At 66.3% G+C, this 19,507-nt stretch carries 16 protein-coding genes and 1 pseudogene; 8 read left to right on the plus strand and 9 right to left on the minus strand.

Annotation, left to right across the window (positions count from 1 at the left end; genetic code table 11):
* Positions 1–28: 28 nt before the first annotated feature.
* A complete protein-coding gene (locus tag HUW62_RS15885) occupies positions 29–1,150 on the minus strand; it encodes a sensor histidine kinase (RefSeq protein WP_176434944.1) in 1,122 nt (373 codons plus the stop codon).
* 16 nt (positions 1,151–1,166) lie between these two features.
* A complete protein-coding gene (locus HUW62_RS15890) occupies positions 1,167–2,390 on the minus strand; it encodes an A24 family peptidase (protein WP_176434945.1) in 1,224 nt (407 codons plus the stop codon).
* 217 nt (positions 2,391–2,607) lie between these two features.
* On the opposite strand from HUW62_RS15890, the gene HUW62_RS15895 reads away from it, so the two are divergent.
* The 4 genes from HUW62_RS15895 (at position 2,608) to HUW62_RS15910 (ending at position 5,946) form a co-directional block, all read left to right on the plus strand.
* Positions 2,608–3,201, plus strand: a complete 594-nt coding sequence (locus HUW62_RS15895; RefSeq protein ID WP_176434946.1) for a type IV pilin protein — start codon at positions 2,608–2,610, stop codon at positions 3,199–3,201.
* An 89-nt stretch (positions 3,202–3,290) separates the two neighbouring features.
* Positions 3,291–4,205, plus strand: coding sequence for a pilus assembly protein PilG (locus HUW62_RS15900; protein ID WP_255203455.1), 915 nt, complete (start codon positions 3,291–3,293; stop codon positions 4,203–4,205).
* Positions 4,202–5,182 (plus strand): ABC transporter ATP-binding protein, encoded by a 981-nt coding sequence (locus HUW62_RS15905; RefSeq protein ID WP_176434947.1) that lies wholly within the window; start codon positions 4,202–4,204, stop codon positions 5,180–5,182. Before HUW62_RS15900 ends, HUW62_RS15905 begins: the two co-directional genes overlap by 4 nt.
* On the plus strand, positions 5,179–5,946 hold the full coding sequence (locus HUW62_RS15910) for an ABC transporter permease (RefSeq protein ID WP_176434948.1): 768 nt from the start codon (positions 5,179–5,181) through the stop codon (positions 5,944–5,946). The genes HUW62_RS15905 and HUW62_RS15910 overlap by 4 nt, the downstream gene beginning before the upstream one ends.
* A gap of 51 nt (positions 5,947–5,997) precedes the next feature.
* On the opposite strand, the gene HUW62_RS15915 is transcribed toward HUW62_RS15910, so the two are convergent.
* Positions 5,998–7,776, minus strand: a complete 1,779-nt coding sequence (locus tag HUW62_RS15915) for a tetratricopeptide repeat protein (RefSeq protein ID WP_176434949.1) — start codon at positions 7,774–7,776, stop codon at positions 5,998–6,000.
* A gap of 194 nt (positions 7,777–7,970) precedes the next feature.
* On the opposite strand from HUW62_RS15915, the gene HUW62_RS15920 reads away from it, so the two are divergent.
* Positions 7,971–9,080 carry a glycosyltransferase family 4 protein gene (locus HUW62_RS15920; RefSeq protein WP_176434950.1) on the plus strand — a complete coding sequence of 370 codons (1,110 nt, stop codon included), beginning with the start codon at positions 7,971–7,973 and terminating at the stop codon, positions 9,078–9,080.
* A gap of 29 nt (positions 9,081–9,109) precedes the next feature.
* Here HUW62_RS15920 and HUW62_RS15925 read toward each other — a convergent pair whose 3' ends face one another.
* From HUW62_RS15925 to HUW62_RS15935, 3 genes are all read right to left on the minus strand, one after another.
* A complete protein-coding gene (locus HUW62_RS15925) occupies positions 9,110–9,688 on the minus strand; it encodes a class I SAM-dependent methyltransferase (protein WP_176434951.1) in 579 nt (192 codons plus the stop codon).
* 72 nt (positions 9,689–9,760) lie between these two features.
* Positions 9,761–10,420, minus strand: coding sequence for a methyltransferase type 11 (locus HUW62_RS15930; protein ID WP_176434952.1), 660 nt, complete (start codon positions 10,418–10,420; stop codon positions 9,761–9,763).
* A 31-nt stretch (positions 10,421–10,451) separates the two neighbouring features.
* Positions 10,452–12,284 carry a hypothetical protein gene (locus HUW62_RS15935; RefSeq protein WP_176434953.1) on the minus strand — a complete coding sequence of 611 codons (1,833 nt, stop codon included), beginning with the start codon at positions 12,282–12,284 and terminating at the stop codon, positions 10,452–10,454.
* Between the two features lie 188 nt (positions 12,285–12,472).
* Between HUW62_RS15935 and HUW62_RS15940 the strand changes: the two genes are divergently transcribed.
* From HUW62_RS15940 to HUW62_RS15950, 3 genes are all read left to right on the plus strand, one after another.
* Positions 12,473–13,459: a glycosyltransferase gene (locus tag HUW62_RS15940; RefSeq protein WP_176434954.1), complete on the plus strand. Its 987-nt coding sequence runs from the start codon at positions 12,473–12,475 to the stop codon at positions 13,457–13,459.
* Between the two features lie 626 nt (positions 13,460–14,085).
* Positions 14,086–14,790: a hypothetical protein gene (locus tag HUW62_RS49975; protein WP_176434956.1), complete on the plus strand. Its 705-nt coding sequence runs from the start codon at positions 14,086–14,088 to the stop codon at positions 14,788–14,790.
* A 909-nt stretch (positions 14,791–15,699) separates the two neighbouring features.
* Positions 15,700–16,886 (plus strand): IS3 family transposase gene (locus HUW62_RS15950; RefSeq protein ID WP_240357198.1). Its coding sequence is split into 2 segments (ribosomal slippage): positions 15,700–15,994 and positions 15,994–16,886, totalling 1,188 coding nucleotides; the frame shifts between segments, so codons are not numbered across the junction.
* A gap of 50 nt (positions 16,887–16,936) precedes the next feature.
* On the opposite strand, the gene HUW62_RS48770 is transcribed toward HUW62_RS15950, so the two are convergent.
* The 3 genes and pseudogenes from HUW62_RS48770 to HUW62_RS15965 form a co-directional block, all read right to left on the minus strand.
* On the minus strand, positions 16,937–17,638 hold the full coding sequence (locus HUW62_RS48770) for a transposase (protein ID WP_368670422.1): 702 nt from the start codon (positions 17,636–17,638) through the stop codon (positions 16,937–16,939).
* 440 nt (positions 17,639–18,078) lie between these two features.
* Entirely contained in the window at positions 18,079–18,891 is an 813-nt protein-coding gene (locus HUW62_RS15960; RefSeq protein ID WP_163871142.1) for an ExeA family protein, read from the minus strand.
* Positions 18,888–19,507: pseudogene (locus tag HUW62_RS15965) on the minus strand (integrase core domain-containing protein); the annotation flags it as partial. The pseudogene HUW62_RS15965 and the gene HUW62_RS15960, both read right to left, overlap by 4 nt.

Consider the following 19,507-nt stretch of genomic DNA (forward strand, 5'->3'; position numbering starts at 1 on the left):
AGATAGCTTCTGGCCGGACGGCGCCCGCTCACACGGCGGGCAGGGACACGGTGAAGCGCGCGCCACCTTCAGGCAGGTTCTCCGCGCCCAGACGACCGCCCATCACCTGCGTCAGTCGCAGCGACACCGCCAGCCCCAGCCCCGTGCCCTGCCGTCCCTTCGTGGTGAAGAAGGGCTCGAACAGCCGGGGCATGACCTCGGGAGGAATCCCCGGACCCTCGTCCCTCACCATCAACTGGACCTCGCCCTCCAGGCGGCGGGTCACCACACTCACGCTCCCCTGCCCTCCCATGGCCTGCGCGGCGTTGAGCAGGAGATTGATGAGGATCTGCGACAGCGGCCCTGTCTCCGCCCGGGCGAACACTCCCGGCTCCAGCGCCAGGTCCACCGACACACCGGCGAGCTCGGGCGCGGCGCGGACCAGCCGCACACACGTCTCCACCACCGAGCCGACATCCACCGGGCCGGGCGACGACGTCTCGGGACGCCCCAGGTCCAGCAGGCCTCGGACGATGCGGTCGATGCGCTGCACTTCGTGATCGATGCGCTCCAGGTAGTCCTTCAGCTCCGCCGTGGGCGCCTTCATCCGCGCCAGGGAGAGGTAGCCGAGGATGCCGGCCAGGGGGTTGCCCACCTCGTGCGCCACGCCCGCGGCGAGCCGGCCCACCGTGGCCAGCCGCTCGGCGGACACCAGCTCCGTCTGGGCCCGCGACAGGCGGAGGTTGGCCTCCCGCAGCGACTCGACCTGGGAGCGCGTGAGGGCCTGCTCCGAGCGCAGCGCCTCCGCCAGCCGCTGCAACGCGCGCTGCATCCTCGACAGCAGCGGCCCGCCTTGCGTGGGCGTCAGGTGCGGATCCAGCTCCAGCCGCCCCAGTTGTTCCACCATGGCCTCGGCGGAGCGCAGCGGACGGCCCACCGTCAGGTCCAACACCACGTACGCCAGCAGCGTGAGCGCGACCAGGTCCAACCCCAGCGCGAGCGGAAGGAAGCCCCGCACCTGTGCCAGCACCTCCGCGTCCGGAGTGCCCGGAGACACGAGCCGGCGGCCCAGCTCCAGCAACCGGATGAGGACGGGCTGGAGCGACAGCCAGGAGAGTCCCGTGCAGAGCGAGCTGAGCAGGAACGCCACGCTGGCGATGCGCCACTTCATCGCCCGTCCGCGCGTTTCACGGCGCGCCCCCGAGCAGCATGGCGATGTCCATGGGCAGCACGCGCGCCAGCCAGGGCCCGAGCAGCATCACCTCCAGCCCCGCCAGCGCCAACCAGGGACCAAAGGGGATGTTGGTGGGTCCGGGCACCCACTCCTCCTCCTCGCCCGTCTCGTCATCCATGGGCGCGTCGGGAATCGGCTGGAACAGCAGACACCAGGGCACCAGCAACACGCGCTTCCAGAGGGGAATCCCCGGCCGGGTGAACTCCCACGTCATCGTGGACTCGGGCTCGGAGGACTCCTCCGTGTTCACGGGTGCCGCCGTCGTCTCGCCGACTCCGAGGGGAGGCGCGTTGCTCAATGGGACAGAGGGGGGCGCCGCGCCTTCGTGCGGTGTGACACGTTCGTCCCCCAGAGGCTGAGCTGAAACAGGGGCCGCGCCCTCAGGAGGCGTGACACCCGGAGCGTCTGGAGGTGGGGCCACGCCCTCGGGAGCCTTCATGGGTTTGGCGTCTGGAGGAGTCGACGGTCCCGCGCGCCCGGTGAGTCCGAGCATGGCGATTCCCACCACCGCGCCTTGCAGCGAGGACAGGAAGAGGATGCCCAGCAGGGCCCGCCAGGACAGGAAGGCGCCCAGCAGCGCGACGAGGAACTTGTCGCCACCGCCCAGTGCTTCCTTCCGGAACACCTTCCAGCCCACATACTCCATCAGGCGGAAGGCGAGGAAGCCGATGACGGCCCCCAGAGTGGCGTCCACCACCGCGTCCGCGCCCCTGGGCACCGCGAGAACCAGTCCCGCCGCGATGCCCGGCACCGTGAGTGAGAACGGCAGGATCCAGTGCGCCAGGTCGATGAAGGTGAGCGGTATCAGCAGCCCCACGAGCACGAGCGCGGGAAACAACTCATACGTCCACCCGAACCTCCGAAGGCACGCCAGGAAGAGCAGCCCGGTGAGCAACTCCACCAGCACGTAGCGCGGGGAGATGGGCGCGTGACACGAACGACACCGAGCTCTCAGCGCGAGCCACGAGAGGACGGGGATGTTCTCGTACCACGACAGGACATGCCCGCACTTGGGGCAGCGCGAGCCGGGGCGGACGATGCTCAGTCCTTCGGGGACGCGGGCGATGACGACATTGAGGAAGCTGCCGATACACAGGCCGAGGACCAGGAGGAAGGCGGTGAAGAGCGGCCCGGCCCAGCCCGGCACGAGGGAGAAGTCCGTCACGGAGCCGGGCATCCTAGCGTCGCGGCCCGGGGAGGACAGCATCGCGGATCGACGATTTCCGTCAGGCGCGGTGACAATTTTTGGCAACCAGGGGAACGAGCGGACGGGATCCGACACGCCCGTTTGTGAGAATTCATCGGGTTGGGGCAACTGTTGGCCATGGCACCGTTCGTGCTATGAACGCAGGCAGTCGTTCAACCCCCCTCTGCACCTGCGGAGCACTCCCGACATGCTGAACCGTCTCCTGAAGAAGAAGGGTGGCTTCACCCTCATCGAGCTGATGATCGTGGTCGCCATCATCGGCATCCTGGCCGCCATCGCCATCCCGAACTTCATCCGCTTCCAGGCCAAGTCCAAGCAGTCCGAGGCCAAGACGAACCTGAAGGCCATCTTCACGGCCCAGAAGGCGTACTTCGGCGAGAAGGACAAGTACGTCTCCGACTTCAAGGTCGTCGGCTTTGATCCCGAGCCGGGCAACCGCTTCAGCTACTCCATCAACGGCGCTTGCAACGCAGCGCAGGCTGCGACCCCGACGGGTCGTACCTACACCGCCGGTTGCATCGGCCAGGACAGTGCGCGCTTCACGCAAGTCCCGACCGTTGGCGCGCAGCCTCTGGCCGCCGGCGTGAGTGGCAACTGCCCGAACTGCGACTTCAGCGCCGTCGCCGTCGGTAACGTCGACAACGACAACCTCGCCGACACGTGGGGCATCACCTCTTCGGCCACCTCGGCCACCGTGCTCCAGGGCACCTGCGGCATCGACAACAACAGCATTGGCGGCGGTGAGCCGGGCAACGCGTACAACGACGTGAGCTGCCCTTAAGTATTACGTCAGCCCTGGCTCGATCAGGGCATCATGCGATACCAACGGGGCGCCCGAGTTGACCGGGTGCCCCGTGTACGTTCAAAGGAATGATGCGCAAGCTGCCACCCTTGCTGCTGGCTGCAGGCCTGCTCCTGCTCGTCCTGCTGTCCAGTCAGCCCCGACCACCGCTCTATCTGGGTGAACGCCCCGTCCTGCCTCGCGCTGGGTTCCTCAAGGCGCTGTTCAAGGCGCAGCTCGGGCTGGTCACCGACTACTTCTGGCTGCTGACCATCAACCGGGTCGGCTCGGCCAGGACCCTGACCGAGTACCGCGACATCTACTACTACGCGGACCTCACGACGGACCTCGATCCTCGTTTCGCCAAGGTCTACACCTTCGCGGGCATCACCATCCCCATCCACCTGGAGCGCGAGGAGTACGCGAACGTCAAGGAGTCCTCGGCCATCTTGCGCAAGGGCATTGCCAACACGCCCGAGGACAAGCGGATCCACTTCCAGCTCGCCTACAACCTCATGTTCTTCGAGCGGCGCTACAAAGAGGCCGCGGCCATCATCGAGGAGCTCGCGCGGCTACCCGAGTCACCGGCCTGGTACTCGGGCCTGGCCACCCGGCTGTACGCGCAGGCGGGCGACTTCGGCACCAGCCTGGGACTGGCGCAGATGATGCGCGACGGCGCGGAAGACGAGGAGACGCGCGCCTATTACGAGCGCCGGGTGAATGAGATCCTTCAGGAACAGTTGCTCCAGCGGCTCGACGATTCCATCGAGCGCAACAAGAGCCGCACGGGCAAGCTGCCCGTCAACCTGGAAGCGCTCGTCACCGCCGGGGACCTGAGCGAACTGCCCGCCGATCCCCTGGGTGGCCAGCTCTTCCTAGGAGCGGACGGACGCAGCTATTCCACCGCCGCGCGGTTCCGGTTGGAGATCATCCACAACGAGAAGACAGAGGACGGGGAACGCCTCGTTCCCAAACCCCTGGACGCCAAGAGGCAAGAGCCATGACCGCCATCAGCCCTGACGCCCCGCCCATCCAGGTCCGCGGCCTGTCGAAGACGTACAAGGTCGGCTTCTGGTTCAACCGCACCGTTCGAGCCCTCCAAGGATTGGACCTCGAAGTGGGGCCAGGGCAGATCTATGGCCTGCTCGGTCCCAATGGCGCCGGCAAGTCCACCACCATCAAGATCCTGATGAACCTGGTGCGCCCCAGTGGCGGCACGGCGCTGCTGTTCGGCCAGCCCGTGGACCGGGCGGCGACGCGGCGACTGGTGGGCTTCCTGCCGGAGAATCCCGCGCCGTACGAGTACCTCACCGGGCGAGAGTTCGTGACACTTGCCGGACAGTTGTGCGGCATGAGCGGCCACGACCTGGACCTTCGAGTGAAGGAAGTCCTCGGCGCGGTGGAGATGGGCGCAGCGGAGAAGCTCCAGATTCGCCGCTACTCCAAGGGCATGGTCCAACGCGTGGCGCTCGCGCAGGCGCTGGTGGCCAAGCCGAAGATGCTCATCCTCGACGAGCCTACCAGCGGCCTGGACCCGGTGGGACGCCGACAGATGCGAGACCTCATCCTCGCCGAGCGGGACAGAGGCACCACCGTCCTGTTCTGCAGCCACATCATCCCGGACGTGGAAGCCCTGTGTGACAGGCTCGCCGTGCTCGTGGGGGGTCGGCTGGTGCGCGAGGGCAGCGTGCGGGAGCTGTTGTCCGCACAGGTGCCCACGGTGGAGCTGGTGGTAGAAGGGCTCAAGATGGACCAGGTGAAGAACCTGGGCGTGGCCCTGGAGTCCTCCCAGTCCCTGGATGGCCGCGTGCTGTTGCAGGTGTCCGACACGGACAGTCAGCGATTGCTGAGCCAGGTGCTGGCGGCGGGGGGCCGCGTCAACAGCCTCCAGGCGGCGAAGTTCTCCCTGGAGCAGCTCTTCATGGACGCCCTCAAGGACTCCGGACGAACAACGAGTGTCGGTGGGGAGATCAACACATGAGCGCGTTTGGCGCGATGGTCTGGAACGGGTTCCGGGAGGCACGCCGCAACCGCGTCACGGTGGTGGTGGGCGCGTTCGCCGCGGTGGTGCTGCTGTCGTCGACCCTGGTGACGGAAGTGACGGTCGCCACGTTCGACCGCGTACTCACCGACTTCGGCCTGGGGATGATGAGCCTCATCCTCGTCTTCCTCACCATCTTCCTGTCGAGCGGTCTCTTGAGCCGCGAAATCGAGCGGCGCACCATCTTCCTCGTGGTGAGCAAGCCCGTCTCTCGCACCCAGTTCCTGCTGGCGCGACTGGCGGGCAACATGCTGACGATCGCCGTGCTGATGACGGCGATGATGCTCATCTTCGCAAGCCAGCTCGTGCTGTTCCAGGTGGAGCTGAACTCCGTTCAATTCGTCGCGGCGGCGGGCCTGTGGTTCGAGCTGCTCGTGCTGACCAGCGCGGGCATCCTCTTCTCCAGCTTCGCGGGCCCCGCGGTGTCGGCCATCGCGACCACCGGCATCTACTTCGCCGGGCACCTGGCCAATGACCTCTTCGACATCGCCAACCGGCTGGATGATGGCGCCGTGAAGTCCTTCGCGACGGCGCTCTATTACATGCTTCCCAACCTGGAGCGGATGAACTTCCGTCCCCAGGCGACCTATGCCTTGCCCGTCGATGCGTCGACGTTCTTCTCGGGCGTGGGCTATGGCCTTGGCTGGGCCGCGTTGTTCACCGCCGCCGCCATCTTCATCTTCGAGCGCCGCGACTTCCGCTGAGCCCGCGCGGCAGGCCGTCCCGTGCCCGACACCCTCGGGCGCGGGCGTGAGTCACGGCGTGGCACCCGCCGCCAGCCGAGCCTGACGCAGCCCCTGACGCGCGGCCTCCGATTCCGGCTGGAGGCGCAGCGCCGTTTCGAGCGCGGGCACGGCCTCCCCTGGACGCCCCAGTTGAAGCAGCGTGCGGCCCAGCTCCAGGTGCGAGTCCGCGCGCCGGGGCGCCAGCCGCAGCACCTCCTGGAAACGCGCCACCGCCTCGTCCAACCGACGGGCCCGACGCAGGGCGAGCCCGAGATTGTGGAGGACCACCGGTTCGTTGGGACGAAGCTGGAGCGTCCGCTCGAGTTGGGGAATCGCAAGGTCCATCCGCCCCATGAGGGCATAAGCCACGGCCAGGTCGCTCTGTGGCTGGTAGGCCCTGGGCAACGCCGAGGCAGCGGCCTGGAGCTGCGGGAGCGCGTCCTCCACACGACGTGCCTTCAAGTAGGCCGCGCCCAGATAGGCATGGATGCTCGGCTGATCAGGCGTCTTCTCGAGAGTGGCCTCCCACAAGGCGATGTCGTCGCGCCAGACGGGGATGCGGGCCAGCGTCAATGCGGCGAATACCGCGACGCTCCCTCCCGCCACCAGGGCCATGGCCCTCGCCTGCCCCGGCCAGCGCTCCAACATCCACTTCAGCCCCACCGCCGCCAGCAGGCAGAAGCCGACCGAGGGCAGGTAGAGGAAGCGCTCAGCGTAGGCCTCCACGCCGCGAAGCTGCATGAAGAAGATGGGCAACAGCGGCGCCAACAGCCACACCGCGCCCGCGAAGGAAGGAGCCACCGCGCGGCGCATCCGCCACATCAGCCCCAGCAAGGCCAGGAGCAACACCGAGCCAAGCACCACCTCACTCCCCTCGGGAGAAACACGGGAAGGAATCGTCACCATGAGGGGATGGGGCCAGAAGAGCTTGCCTCCCAGCTTCCCCGCGAGCGCCAGCATATGGAGCGGATACAGCCCCGTGCTCCCTGTTCCCGTCGGCACGGGGAGCGACAAGCCCACGGCGTTCATCCGGAGCGCCGCGTAGCCCAGCACGCCCAGGCCCAAGGGGACATACCGACGCAGCCATCCGCGCGGGCCCGGCGGCGTCACGGTGAGCCCCGTCGCTCGGTCCGTGGCCCACAGCACCACGGGGAACACCACCGCCACTTCCTTGAACAACAACCCCGCAGTCCACAAAAGCGCCGCGCCCACGCCCCGTCCCCATGAGGACGGCCCCTGCACCATGACTCGCACGGCGAGCAGCACCAGCAGCGTCGCCGCCACGTCCATGCAGCCGCTCACCCAGGCCACCGACTCCGTGTGCACGGGATGCACCGCGAACAAGAGCGCACCCGCCAGCGCGGCCCAGGTCCCCGCGGGCGACAGCGTCGCGTCCTTGCTTCGCAGACAGGCCCGCGCCAACCAGAGGACCAGGACGGAGGCCGCCGCATGGAGCAGCGTGAGCACCAGGTGGAAGCCCCACGCCGAGGTGCCGAAGACGGCGCGCTGCGCGAAGAAGAGCACGTGCGCGAGCGGCCGGAAGTAGCTCTCCGCGGGGCTCCGGTCCGACGCGGCGGTGGGCCCGTCGTCGAACGGGAACAGCGGGTGCTGGAACGCGTTTCCCAACGCGCTCCACGAGCCCAGCCAGGGGTTGTCCACCACCAACTGCGCGTCGTCGTAGACGAACCCGTTGAACAGGGTGCCGGCATAGACGAGCACCGCCGTCACGGCGACGAGCAACGCCTGCGTTCGGGGCTGGAGCGGCATCGGGCGGAGGTCGGCGGAGTCCATCGGCGTCACGCGGGCCATACTACCGGCTTCACCTCCCGAGGGTGACGCATGCCTTGCTCGCACCGGGGGCAAGGCGGCTGCCGGGCGGCTCCATGTCGGTCCGGGCCGAGCACCCGCGCGGGCAGGCAAGTCTTGCAAAGACGCCCGCGAGCCTGCGGCTATATTCGCGCCGCCACGTGCCCGACGAGAGGGCGCCGTCAGGGTCCAGGTCCATGCGAATCCTCGAGGTCTCCAACTTCATGCCCCCGCACCCGGGGGGTATCGAAATCATGATCGACACCCTGTTCCAGGGACTCCAGCGTCGCGGGCATGACGTGAGGTGGATTGCCGCCTCCACGCCCCTGGAACCCGGAACGACAGGGCCCTTCGTGCGCGTCCCCGCGTGGAACTGGCTCGAGCAGAACCTCCATGTCCCCATGCCGCTCTGGGCACCCTCCGGCTGGCGGCTGCTCGATGAGCAGGTGCGCTGGGCGGACGTCATCCACGTCCACGACTGCCTCTACTTCTCGTCCTCGCTGACCACGGCGCTGACGCGAGGACGCCGCAAGCCGCTGCTCGTCACCCAGCATGTCGGCGAGGTGCCCTACGGTGGCGTGCTGGACTGGGTGCAGGCGGCGGCCTACCGGACGCTCGGGCGCACCCTGCTCAGCGCCGCCAGCGAAGTGGTGACCTACAGTCCCCACGTCGTCGACTACTTCCGGAAGGTCGGCGTGAAGAAGCCGCTGCGCATCATCCCCCTCGGCTTCGAGCCGCGCTTCCAACCGCTCTCCCAGGCCGAGCGACTCGCGGCGCGGCGCGAGTTCGGCCTTCCGGAGAAGGGGCGCCTCGTCCTCTTCGCTGCGCGCCTCGTCCCCAAGAAGGGCGTCACGCGTGTCGCGGAAGTCCAGCGCCAGCTCGCCGCCGAAGGCGTGACGCTCGTGGTCGCCGGAGATGGCCCCCTGGCCAGCGACATCGCGGACCTTCCGGACACGGTGCACTTGCGACAGGTGGACCATGCTCGCATGCACCTGCTCTATGGCTGCGCGGACGTGCTGCTGCTGCCCTCCGTTGGAGAGGGACTGCCCCTGACATTGCAAGAAGGGATGCTGACGGGGCTGCCCGCGGTCGTGTCGAAAGACCCCTCGTTCGTCGCCAATGTCGCCGACGCGCCGGGTGTCGCGTTGGTGGAAGGCAAGGAGGCGCTGGTGGAGGCCGTGCGCGCCACCCTGGCGCAGCCACCCTCGCGAACCGAGGTCGCCCATTGGGCCCGCGAGCGCTGGGGGCTGGAGCGCTTCATCACCGAGTACGAGCGGACGATGGAGACACTGAATCAAGCCCCTTGAGCTTCACACTCCGGGGCGCCTGCTCCTGCTCAAGGGGCCTGTGCGCGTCGCCACAACCCCAGGAACTGGAAGCGGTTGAAGATGCGCAGCGGACCCCGCTCGCACTCGGCGGGGTGGATGAACGCCTGAAGCACGAATCCCGCACTCGCCATCACTGGCAGCCAGGACCACTCCCGCTGGTAGCGATAGCGTGAGGGGATGCCAAAGCGGCGATTGCCCAGTTCGTCCAACGCGCACAGCGTCAGATATCCGGCGGTGCTCCGATAAGTATGATCCTTGAGCAGCAGGTACTCCCCCGTGCAGCGGAGCACCTCCACGAGTGCCGCTTCAGGGTCTGGAGCGTGGTGCAGCACGTCGATGCTGTAGACGAGGGGAAAGGCCCGGTCCTCGAAGGGAAGCGTGCGGCCGTCATACAGCAGCGGCTCGACGTGGGCCCCCTCCCGGCGCTGGACATCCACGGGGACCACTTCACGCACCCAGCCGCGCTCGACGACGTGCTGCGCGAACCAGCCGTCGCCGGAGCCGAAATCGAGCGCGCGCTCGAAACGAGGCAACCCCGTGAGCACCTGCCCCATCAACTCCAGCACGTTTCCTCGGTAGCGGCTCATGTTGGCGGGACGCGCCCTTCACGGAAGTGGTGGCAGAACCCAGGTCGCCGGACCTCGGCCCTCCGGTTGAACCTAGGCATGCTCGAGCACCACACAGGTCACCTCGAACGGCCGCACGAGCCACGGCCATAGCCACTGCCGGAGCGAGGCTCGAGGCGCTCCGGTCCCCGCCCCCTTCCCCGGATTCAGCAGTCGCGAGAGCGCTCCCGGCAGGTCACTCAACACGAGGTCACCCAGACGCCCACAGGGCACTGTCGCCGAGGCTCTCAAGCGCATGTCCGGGAAGAGCGCCGCCAGCTCCGACACCGAGGGGCGGAACATCGTGTCGATGGGGTCTGGATGCCAGGGGAACGCGTGAGGCACCGAGAGCACCAGCACGCCCTCGGGGGCCACCAGGTCCGTCAATCGACGCGCGAAGGCCGCGCGGTCCTCGACATGCTCGAGCACACTCGTGCAGCACACCGAGCGCGCTCCGTTCTTCGCGAGTCGGGCCACGCAGTCGGGGTCCATCAAATCACCCACCACGTCCACCCCGTCGTCCGCCTTGAGGTCCTGGTGAAGCACCAGGCCCCCTCTCCGACGCAGGGGCGCGAACAACTCCTGGTCAATCCAGGGCTGTTGGACCTCCCGAAAGTAGCGCGTGGAGCTCCCCACGTTGAGCAACGGCGAGACGCGCGACAGGTCCAGGGAGGCAACCTGGCTCCCCAACCAGCGGGCTTCCTGCTTCAACATGAGTGGCTCCGGGGTGCACCGTGTCCGAGCTTCATCGCGGCTCCTCCGGGAAGTCCTCGGGACGCTCTCTCACGGTGGGGGGAAACATCGCGGGCGTGGCCTGCGCGAGCGGGACGATTCGCGGCACGCAATCCCTGCCCACCGACATCAAGAAGCCGGAGCGGGCTGGGTACACCTGCTGGAGGAACTGCCTGTCCCTCTCCACGGTGATGTGGTTCACCCACAGGATGGCGTCGTCGCGGTCCGGGCTGTTGTTCTTGCGGAAGAAGACGAAGTGATTGGCGGGCGACGACGTACACGGCGGCGCGAACCCCGGAGGAACGAAGACGACCGAGTTCTCCGGCACCTCGCGCTCGACCGCCTCTCGTGGACGCAGGATGTCCGCGACGAGCTTGCGCAACGTGATGATGCGGGGCGGCAGGTACATCGTGGCGCAGACACACACCAGGCCCACCACCGTGGCGGGGACGACGGCCCCCATGTCCCAACGAACGGCCCACTGCCAGAACGTTCGCAGCCCTCCGGTGGAGAGCAGCACCAGGGGAAGCATCAGCTCCGAGTAATGGACCGGCCCGAACGTATCCACGCCCGGGTCAGCGACGGGCAGGTGGGCGATGCAGAAGCTGACCGAGGCCGCGAACAACCAGCGGGCAGGAGTACCTCGGGCCAGGAACACGAACACGACCCCCAAGGGCCAGCCGAAGGAGTCCAGGCTCAAGCGAAAGAGCGCCAGGACCAGCCTTCCCGCCGCGAGCACCCAGGAGGTGTCCGTGAAGAAATACAGGAAGGCGTCGCGCTTCACCTGGGAGGGTCCGAAAGACACGAAGCGATAGCCGTTCGCCTCCGCGTAACGAGCGGCCGCATGGTACCCGGTCTGCCAGGGCGAGCCGTTCATCTCCTGGTTCGCGAGCAGGAACAGGGCGCCCAGTGGAACGGCGACGAACACGAAGGCCAGCGCATGCTTCCAGCGCTCGGCTCCAGGCATCCGCCAGGCTCGCAGCGCCCAGAGAACCACGAGCGGGGCTCCCAAGCCCAGCCCCACGGCCGGGCGCGTCCAGAAGGCAAGACAGAACAAGAACGCCACCAGGGCGCTCGCTCCGGGCCGAGCGGAGTCTTGCAAGCGTTCGACCCAGTAGAGCAACCACGTCAGGGCGAAGATGGCCGCGGTATGAGACATCATCGTGGCCGCGCCCACCATCGTCAGGGGCGACACCAGATAGAGCACCACCGCCACCCGTCCCCACCCGCCTCCCCACCAGCGACGCGCCAGGAGTAACATGCCGATGGCCGTCGCCCCCGAGAGCACGGGGTTCACGAGCCACGGAACCCCGAGCTTCACCCCCCACGCCAGCAGGAAGGGCCAGCCCAGGAAGTACTGGCTGTACATCTTCCCGTCATTGAGGAGGAAGGCGTTGTCGAAGAACAGCTTCATCGGTGGCGAGGGAACCCACAGCCGGAACGATGCGAGCAGCTCCGCGGCGAACCAGTAGGACGTCTCGTCATCGGTCACTGGTGCGTACCGCAGCACCGAGGCCTGGATGGCCAGCGGCACGAGCATCCCCAGGAGGCCCGCCAGCACCACGCTCCTCCGGTCGGGATAGTCGCGCCAGGCGAGGCGCCAGGATGCCAACCGCTCCGCCGACACCGCGCGCACGCCCGCCGCCGCCACGAAGCCCACCATGGGCACTCCGAGAAAAGCGATGAGCGCCGCCATCGCCAGCCAGCGATGCGTGGGCATGTTGATGCTGCCCAGGTTCAGCACGAAGCCATTGAACTGGGACTCCCAGAACGCCCAATAGGCGAGCGCACAGGCGCACGCCGCGGCGAGAGGGAGCAACGGGGCGCGGTATCGGGCGGGGAGCATCGAGTGGCGTCGAGGATGGTCCGTGGCCCGGAGCGTTGTCCATGGAAGAGTGCCCCCATCCGGGCGCTCGTCGGGAAGGCACGGCGGAAGGCGTCACGCGGAGGAGCGCCCCGACGCAAGGTGCTCCTGGGATAGACTGGCTCCCCGCCGAACGGTGACGCCAGAGTCACCCTCACGGAACAGGTGCCATGCCCCAGTCGCCCCCGCGTATCGCGGTCATCCTCCCCTGCCACAACGAGGCTCCCGCCATCCGGGAAACCGTGCTCGCCTTCCAGCGGGCCCTCTCCACCGCGACCATCTTCGTCTACGACAACGCCTCGACGGACGGCACGAGCGAGGTGGCCCGCGCGGCGGGCGCCGTCGTTCGAAGCGAGGGACGTCGTGGAAAGGGCAACGTCATCCGGCGCGCCTTCGCGGATGTCGACGCGGATATCTACGTCGTCGCGGATGGCGACGGGACCTATGACGCTTCAGCGGCTTCGCGACTGGTGGGGCTGCTCGTCGAGGAGTCCCTGGACATGGTCATCGGCACTCGCATCCACAGCGAGAAGGAGGCCTACCGCGTGGGCCACGTGGCGGGAAACTGGCTGTTCAATCAGGTGGTGGCCCAGCTCTTCGACAAGGGACAGAGCGATATCTTCTCCGGCTACCGCGTCCTCTCACGGCGCTTCGTGAAGTCCTTCCCTTGCATGTCCGAAGGCTTCGAAATCGAAGCGGAGATGAGCATCCACGCACTCCAACTGCGCATGCCCGTGCGGGAAATTCCCACGCACTACTCGAAGCGGGTGGAAGGCACCGCCAGCAAGCTCAACACCTGGCGAGATGGGTTCCGGATTCTCTCGCACATCCTTCGCTTGCAGCGACTTCATCGCCCGCGTCAGTTCTTCGGCAGCCTGGGTGTCGCCATCATCCTCCTGGCCCTGGTGCTGGCCATTCCCATCTTCACGACCTTCATCCAGCAGGGGCAGGTGCCTCGGTTTCCAACGGCCATCCTCGCCATGGGCATGGTGTTGTTCGGCTCGCTGCTGGCATTCCTCGGCTTGATTCTGGAGAGCACCAGCCAGCTCGCGCTGGAGACGAAGCGGCTGAGCTACCTCGCCATCCCCGCAGCATCCGCGTCATCCCAATCGATGGGTCCGCCCGTCCCCCGGGACTCGAACACCCAACTCGGCTGAGTCTGTCGCCCCTCTCCCTGAGCCTCAACGAGATTTCCGATGAGGTCCGTCCACGACCACCACGGGAAATAGACGGCTTTTCGCGAGGCACTCTTCACGCTGGCGCACCCAATCACCCACCGTGGTGGTCGGCGACGGCCTCCCCTCAAGCTTCAGGTGGGCTGAAAACCGCAGGGAATGTCGACTGGGCGGAGCGGCTGGTGGCGACCCTGTTTCAGGCGCCTTCAACTCAACAGCCCGCTTCAGAATAGAATGTCCTTCACTCGCACTTTACGAAGCTCAATTTCCGGGAAACCCAGCCAATTCGGACCCTGGATATGAATTGCGAAACCACTCTTGGATAGAGTGGCTGAAGTGGTGTATATCTTTATCCGCTGGTAAACCGACTAGGACAGCACATGAAAAAACACCCACTGGACTGGCTGAGATCCAAACTGCAGACCGTCTTAATCATTGCCGCCACACTGTTCGCGGGATATCCGATCACTGGATTGGCACAGTATCCATGCACTTCGGCATCGGGTTGCTTTTATGAATGTTCAGGCCCGACTTCGACCTTTCCCAACGGCGCCATCCATAAATGCAGTTGCGACGGCGAGGGCATGATCGGACCGAATGGTTCGTACATGGGGGCCTCGTGTTACAACATCGGTTCAAATTGCGCACCGTGGGAAGCCTACCCCAACTCCACGGAGAACTGCACCAACGCTTGGTCGTGCCAACCAGGGCAGTCGTGTACAGCCTCCAATGGATGCACCGGCGTGTGTGCATATACATCCCCGTCTGAATTCTACAGCGGCTCTCCGGTTGGATGTGTCGCGTCCCCCAGCAGCCCAACGTGCGGCAACGTGTGCTGTGGCGGTAACGAGATCTGCTCAAGCGGCATCTGCAAGCCTCGATGTGGCGACTCGCCCTACGATCCGGCGACGCAGTGCTGCGAGAGCAATGAAGTCTTGCCAAAATTCGAAATAGACGAACTCGCCGATTGCCCCCACCGAACCCCTCGCCCTGGATGGACCCCTACTGTCAATGGATGCGGTCCAGATGGACTTGGGTGGCTCGTTCCCGACGTGATGTACAGAACCAATTTTAGACCATCCTGCGACATACATGACACATGTTATGGAACCTGCAACAGCGACAGAGGGGCCTGCGACATCGCCCTCAGAGATCAAATGTCCGCAGCATGTCGGGCCAGACACACGAACCCCAGTTCAGTATACAGACAGGACTGTCTGGATGTTGCAAATGAATTCTATGAAAAAGTAAACGAGAAGGGGGCCGGCTCTTTCGAGGATGCGCAGAAAACGGGATGCATCTGCTGCCAATAAGCGCGTCTCAAATCAGACCAAATGGTGACACCGACATGATCAAGAAAAGCCTAACAGCCTCACTACTCATTGCCATGATCGTTTCGTGCTCTGAAAAGACGGAACAGCCTGCCGATGCCCAGACCGCGTCTCGCGCGCGGCTCAATGTAGATATTTCCGGAGCATGGGTTGGGGTTCGCACAGGGCCGGTTGACTCAGCGGGCATCCGGTTTGTAATCACTGACGCCGCCGGCCAACTAACTGGGACCATGTATTATCAGGACCCAAGCAGCGAACAGTACGTGGAGACAGGCGCTTTGGTGGGAACCAGCAATGGAACCGCCGTTCAATGGACGGCCGGGCGCACTTCTGTTTCTGGCAATGTAAGCGGAGCAACAATCTCGGGTACATTCACCCATGCCGCCAGCGGGGGGGACCCTGCATTGGTGACGCAATTGGAGTTGCAGCGTTCTAACTGTGTGCCTGAATCCGATGTGGGATTCTGCTCGCGAAATGGATTTGAATGTGGCGTCGCCGTCGGTGCAGACAATTGTGACGTCAGGCGGCTGGTCGAAACCTGTGGGGGCTGTGCTGCGGGGCTTACGTGTAGCGGGCAGAATGAGTGCCAGTGACGACTGACCCCCAGGTGAGTTCGCCAACAATTGACCTGTAGCTTCCGCAGGAGCGAAACTCGCGGTACCGCACCGGATTTTTGAGACACCTAGTTGGTTGAAACCGGGCCGCATGCTTTGCCTGCATCAACTCTCGCCGAGCCTGACTCGGCGAGAGGAAGTCGTGACACACCAGCAGCCAGTGCTCACTGGCCTGGAGGGCCCAGTCCAACAAGGCCATCAGGAGGTCCTCCACAGTGGAGAACATGAGTCTGCCCCAGTTCCGTGGACACCCGAGATGTGATGAAGGGGTCCAGGGATGTCCACGGATACGAAGCAGAGAAGGAAGCGCCGCAGCTTCACCGCCGAGTTCAAGGTGGAGGCTGTCCGGCTGGTGCTGGAGGAAGGCAAGACGGTGGGCCAGGTGGCGAGAGACTTGGACCTCACCGAGACGGCCCTTCGTACCTGGGTGGAACGAGCCAGGGCGGACCGGGGCCAGGGCAAGGCGGGAGCCCTGACGACAGCCGAGCGTGAGGAGCTGGCGCGGCTGCGCAAGGAGAACCGCCAGCTGCAAATGGAGCGTGACTTCCTAAAAAAAGCAGCGGCCTTCTTCGCGAAGGAGGGCTCGAAGTGAAGTTCGAGTTCATCGAAGCGCAGAAGGCCCACTTCCCCATCGAGCTGATGTGTCAGCAGTTGGGGGTGGCCCGCTCGGGCTACTACGCGTGGCAGAAGCGACCGGAGTCCTCGCGGCAGAAGGCAGACCGGGCATTGGCAGTGGAGGTGGCGGCCGTCCACCAGAAGAGCCGCGGCACCTACGGTAGCCCCCGGGTGCACGCGGAGCTGCGAGCCGCAGGCCGGTACGTCAGCCGCAAGCGCGTCGCACGCCTCATGTGCCAGCAGGGCTTGGCCGCTCGCAAGAAGCGTCGCTTCGTGCGCACCACGGACTCACGCCACTGCCAGCCGGTGGCGCCCAACGTGCTCGCACGAGACTTCTGCGCCGACCAGCCCAACTGCACCTGGGTGACGGACATCACCTACGTCTGGACGAGGCAGGGCTGGCTCTACCTGGCAGTAGTGCTCGACCTCTTCTCGCGCCGAGTCGTCGGCTGGGCCATGAGCGAGTTCATTGACCGCCACCTGGTGCTGGACGCACTCGACATGGCGCTCAAGGGTCGCCAGCCGCCGCGAGGGCTGCTGCACCACTCGGACCGGGGCAGCCAGTACGCCAGCGAGGATTACCAGCGGGCCCTCGCATCCCGAGGCATCGAGTGCAGCATGAGCCGCAAGGGCAACTGCTGGGACAACGCCGTGGCCGAGAGCTTCTTCAGCACCTTGAAGATGGAACTCGTCCACGCGGCGGACTTCGCGACGCGCGACGAGGCCCGCTCCGCGCTCTTCGAGTACATCGAGGTCTTCTACAACCGTCAGCGTCGCCACTCCTCGCTGGGCTACGTAAGCCCGGTGGAGTATGAGCGGACAGCCTCACCGGTTGCGCAGGCAGCATAACCACGCTGTCCACGGAACCGGCTCTCCCGCACTTCGTGTGGACCGTAGGTTCAGATGGTGAGCAGCACTCGACGACGGAGCAGATCGAAGTTGGCGCGGCCATACATCTGACGCTTGAGAAGCTTGAGCTTCGTGATTTGGCCTTCGGCCTGGGCGTTGCTCCAGGGAGTGGTCAGCGCGGCCCGGACCGCATCGCCGTCCTGTTCGAGGCCCTCCGCAAAGGTTTCCACCGCGCGGACCCCGCACGCACGCGCCTCGCCCAACCACGCTTCGAAGCGCCTACAGGACCGCGTTGGTTTTGCTTGTTGTGAAACGCCCCGCGAGCGCACGAGTTCGCAGAACCGCCGGGCCAATGCGACGACACGCGACGCTTCCTCGTCCTGCTCGATGCGCGCCAACGTCGCGGTCTCCGCGGAGGTCAACTCCGAGGGCCTCTTCACGCACAACCAAGCCAATTGCTTCGGCGAGCAGAGCGCGTCAGGGCGTATGCCATTCGACCACCAGTTGCCGCCAGGGTAGCCGCGCGCCCCTGAGCGAGGCCGAACGGTCCGTTGCATCTGGAGCCAACGGTGGACCTGCCGCGAGGTGCCACGAAAGCCTTGGGCGCGAATCTCCCGCCAGAGTTCGCGGCCGTTCTCACACCCCGAGACTTGTCGCCGCGTCAGGTACTCCAGATAAGGGTCGAGAATGCTCGGTCTGGGCACGCGCGCCGCGCGCTCAGGGAAGACTTCGGCGGCGGCGTATTTGCGCACCGTCCCGCGAGCAAGCCCCAGGGTGTGACTGATTCTCAGCAGGGGCTCCCCGGCCAGGTGACGCCTCCGTACGGCTTCGAATGCAGCGACACGCCGGGAGCGGCTCTCCTCTCGGGCGTGGGCTTCGGCGTGAGTTCGCGAGAAACTGGTGTGACGACGTGCGGGAGGAGTGTCTGCGCTCGACACGGCTGGTAGCGCTCGAAGGCGGGGGTGCGCGCTGGTCATCCAGCGTTCCATCATTTGCCGTCCATTCAGCAGCAAGTGCCAGCGGTCCGCCACCTGCTGGGCCTCTGGAGCCCCCAGCACCGCCGCTCGTGTGTACTCAGTCGACCGGTCTCTGGCTGTTGCGAGGCAGGCTGGTTGATGGACTAGCGCTCCGCCTGGTTGATGGGCATCACCGAGCGCGAGCGTCAGCGAGCGCGCTCGGTGATGGGAGCGGCCTACAGAGCGGCGGCGTCGGTGTCGAGCACGCGTGCGAGTACGTCGCGCTCGACGAGCTTCTTCTTGCGACGCGCGGCCTCGCGAAGCGCAGTGGTCGCGAGCCGGTCGATGTCGCGGTGAGCGCCGGAGGCAGCCTCGTGGAGCATCGCCATCGCGTCGGAGGCGAAGAGCTCTCGCTCGCAGCCCGCGTTCTTCAGGCGCAGGCGGAGGTACTCCGCGGTGTCATCGGGCCCAAGGGCGTCGATGGCGAGCCGGCGTGCGAGGCGGGAGGCGAGGCTCCGGTTGCGGCGCATCGCGAGCCGAGAGTCGAGTTCGGGCAAGCCGACGAGGATGAGGGAGAGGAGCGCCTTCGAATCCCACTGGTAGTTCAGGAGGATGTGGAGGTGGTCGAGCACGTCCTGGTGGAGCAGGTGCGCCTCGTCGAGGAGGAAGACGGGGTGGACACGCTCGCGACCGAGTTCCTCCACGTGGCTGGAGACGGCGTAGAAGACAGCGGCGGCGGTGGCGGACGGCGTGAGTCCGAGGGCAAGACACAGCTGGCGGTAGAAGTCGCGGCGGCCCAGCGTGGCGTTGTGGCAATAGGTGAGGCGGAAGCCCGCCTGGGGAAGCCGGTGACGCAGCGCGCGCAGGACGCACGTCTTGCCGACACCGGGCTCGCCCACCAGCATGACACTCTGCCGCTCGCGCACGGCTTCGCAGAGCTCCTCGACGAGGCCCGTCTTGGAGGCCGGCAGCCAGAGGTCCGCGTCGGCAATCTCCTTGGAGAAGGGCGCCTCGGAGAAGCCGAAGTGGGTGACGTAGGCGGGCGTCATGACTCACCTGCATCGCGATGCCGAGGAGGACGTCCGACGGCGCGGTCGAGCAGAGCCAGGGGCGGGTCAAACGCGGGGTGTGGCCGGTACGTCTCGTCGTGGACGGGAGGCCGACGCAGCGGCCTCTTGCGGCGCGAGTTCTTCACGGCGTCGACTGGGTGGAGGGTGTAGCGCTTGCCTTCGAATTCGGCCCAGGGCGTCTCCCCCAGGTCGACAAGGCAGCGGCACAGGTACACGAGGCGCCCGGCGAGGTGGCCTGCGTCGAGCTCGTAGTCGGCACCGTCGACGACGACGGTGGTGTCGCGACGCACGCGTCGGCGGGTACGGGTGGTGAGGGCCTCGCGCAGCTTCGCCTCGTCGAAGCCATCGGGCGCCCGGGGCGCGGCCTCGAAGACGGTATTGGGTGTCGCGCCCATGAGGGCCGCGTGCGAGGTGACGTGGTAGTGCGCGTCGAGGAAGGCGCAGAGGCGGACATTGACGTCGTGCAGCGAGGCGACGGGCCCGAGGAAGTCGAGGCAGCCCTCGCGCAGCGTGCGCCAGAAGCGCTCCATCTTCCCGCGGGCGGGGGCGTCATAGGGCCTGGCGTGCAAGAGCGACGTGCCGATGCGAGCGCACG

This window comes from Myxococcus sp. AM011, assembly GCF_013372595.1.
Taxonomy (GTDB): domain Bacteria; phylum Myxococcota; class Myxococcia; order Myxococcales; family Myxococcaceae; genus Myxococcus; species Myxococcus eversor.

Excerpts from the sequence above, each read along its gene's own strand:
- HUW62_RS15890 (WP_176434945.1), bottom strand. The coding sequence starts at position 2,390 with ATGCCCGGCTCCGTGACGGACTTCTCCCTCGTGCCGGGCTGGGCCGGG.
- HUW62_RS49975 (WP_176434956.1), top strand. The coding sequence starts at position 14,086 with ATGGGGGCCTCGTGTTACAACATCGGTTCAAATTGCGCACCGTGGGAA.
- HUW62_RS15925 (WP_176434951.1), bottom strand. The coding sequence starts at position 9,688 with ATGAGCCGCTACCGAGGAAACGTGCTGGAGTTGATGGGGCAGGTGCTC.
- HUW62_RS15915 (WP_176434949.1), bottom strand. The coding sequence starts at position 7,776 with ATGGCCCGCGTGACGCCGATGGACTCCGCCGACCTCCGCCCGATGCCG.
- HUW62_RS15905 (WP_176434947.1), top strand. The coding sequence starts at position 4,202 with ATGACCGCCATCAGCCCTGACGCCCCGCCCATCCAGGTCCGCGGCCTG.
- HUW62_RS15900 (WP_255203455.1), top strand. The coding sequence starts at position 3,291 with ATGATGCGCAAGCTGCCACCCTTGCTGCTGGCTGCAGGCCTGCTCCTG.
- HUW62_RS15895 (WP_176434946.1), top strand. The coding sequence starts at position 2,608 with ATGCTGAACCGTCTCCTGAAGAAGAAGGGTGGCTTCACCCTCATCGAG.
- HUW62_RS15960 (WP_163871142.1), bottom strand. The coding sequence starts at position 18,891 with ATGACGCCCGCCTACGTCACCCACTTCGGCTTCTCCGAGGCGCCCTTC.
- HUW62_RS15920 (WP_176434950.1), top strand. The coding sequence starts at position 7,971 with ATGCGAATCCTCGAGGTCTCCAACTTCATGCCCCCGCACCCGGGGGGT.
- HUW62_RS15940 (WP_176434954.1), top strand. The coding sequence starts at position 12,473 with ATGCCCCAGTCGCCCCCGCGTATCGCGGTCATCCTCCCCTGCCACAAC.
- HUW62_RS15930 (WP_176434952.1), bottom strand. The coding sequence starts at position 10,420 with ATGTTGAAGCAGGAAGCCCGCTGGTTGGGGAGCCAGGTTGCCTCCCTG.
- HUW62_RS15910 (WP_176434948.1), top strand. The coding sequence starts at position 5,179 with ATGAGCGCGTTTGGCGCGATGGTCTGGAACGGGTTCCGGGAGGCACGC.
- HUW62_RS15935 (WP_176434953.1), bottom strand. The coding sequence starts at position 12,284 with ATGCTCCCCGCCCGATACCGCGCCCCGTTGCTCCCTCTCGCCGCGGCG.
- HUW62_RS15885 (WP_176434944.1), bottom strand. The coding sequence starts at position 1,150 with ATGAAGTGGCGCATCGCCAGCGTGGCGTTCCTGCTCAGCTCGCTCTGC.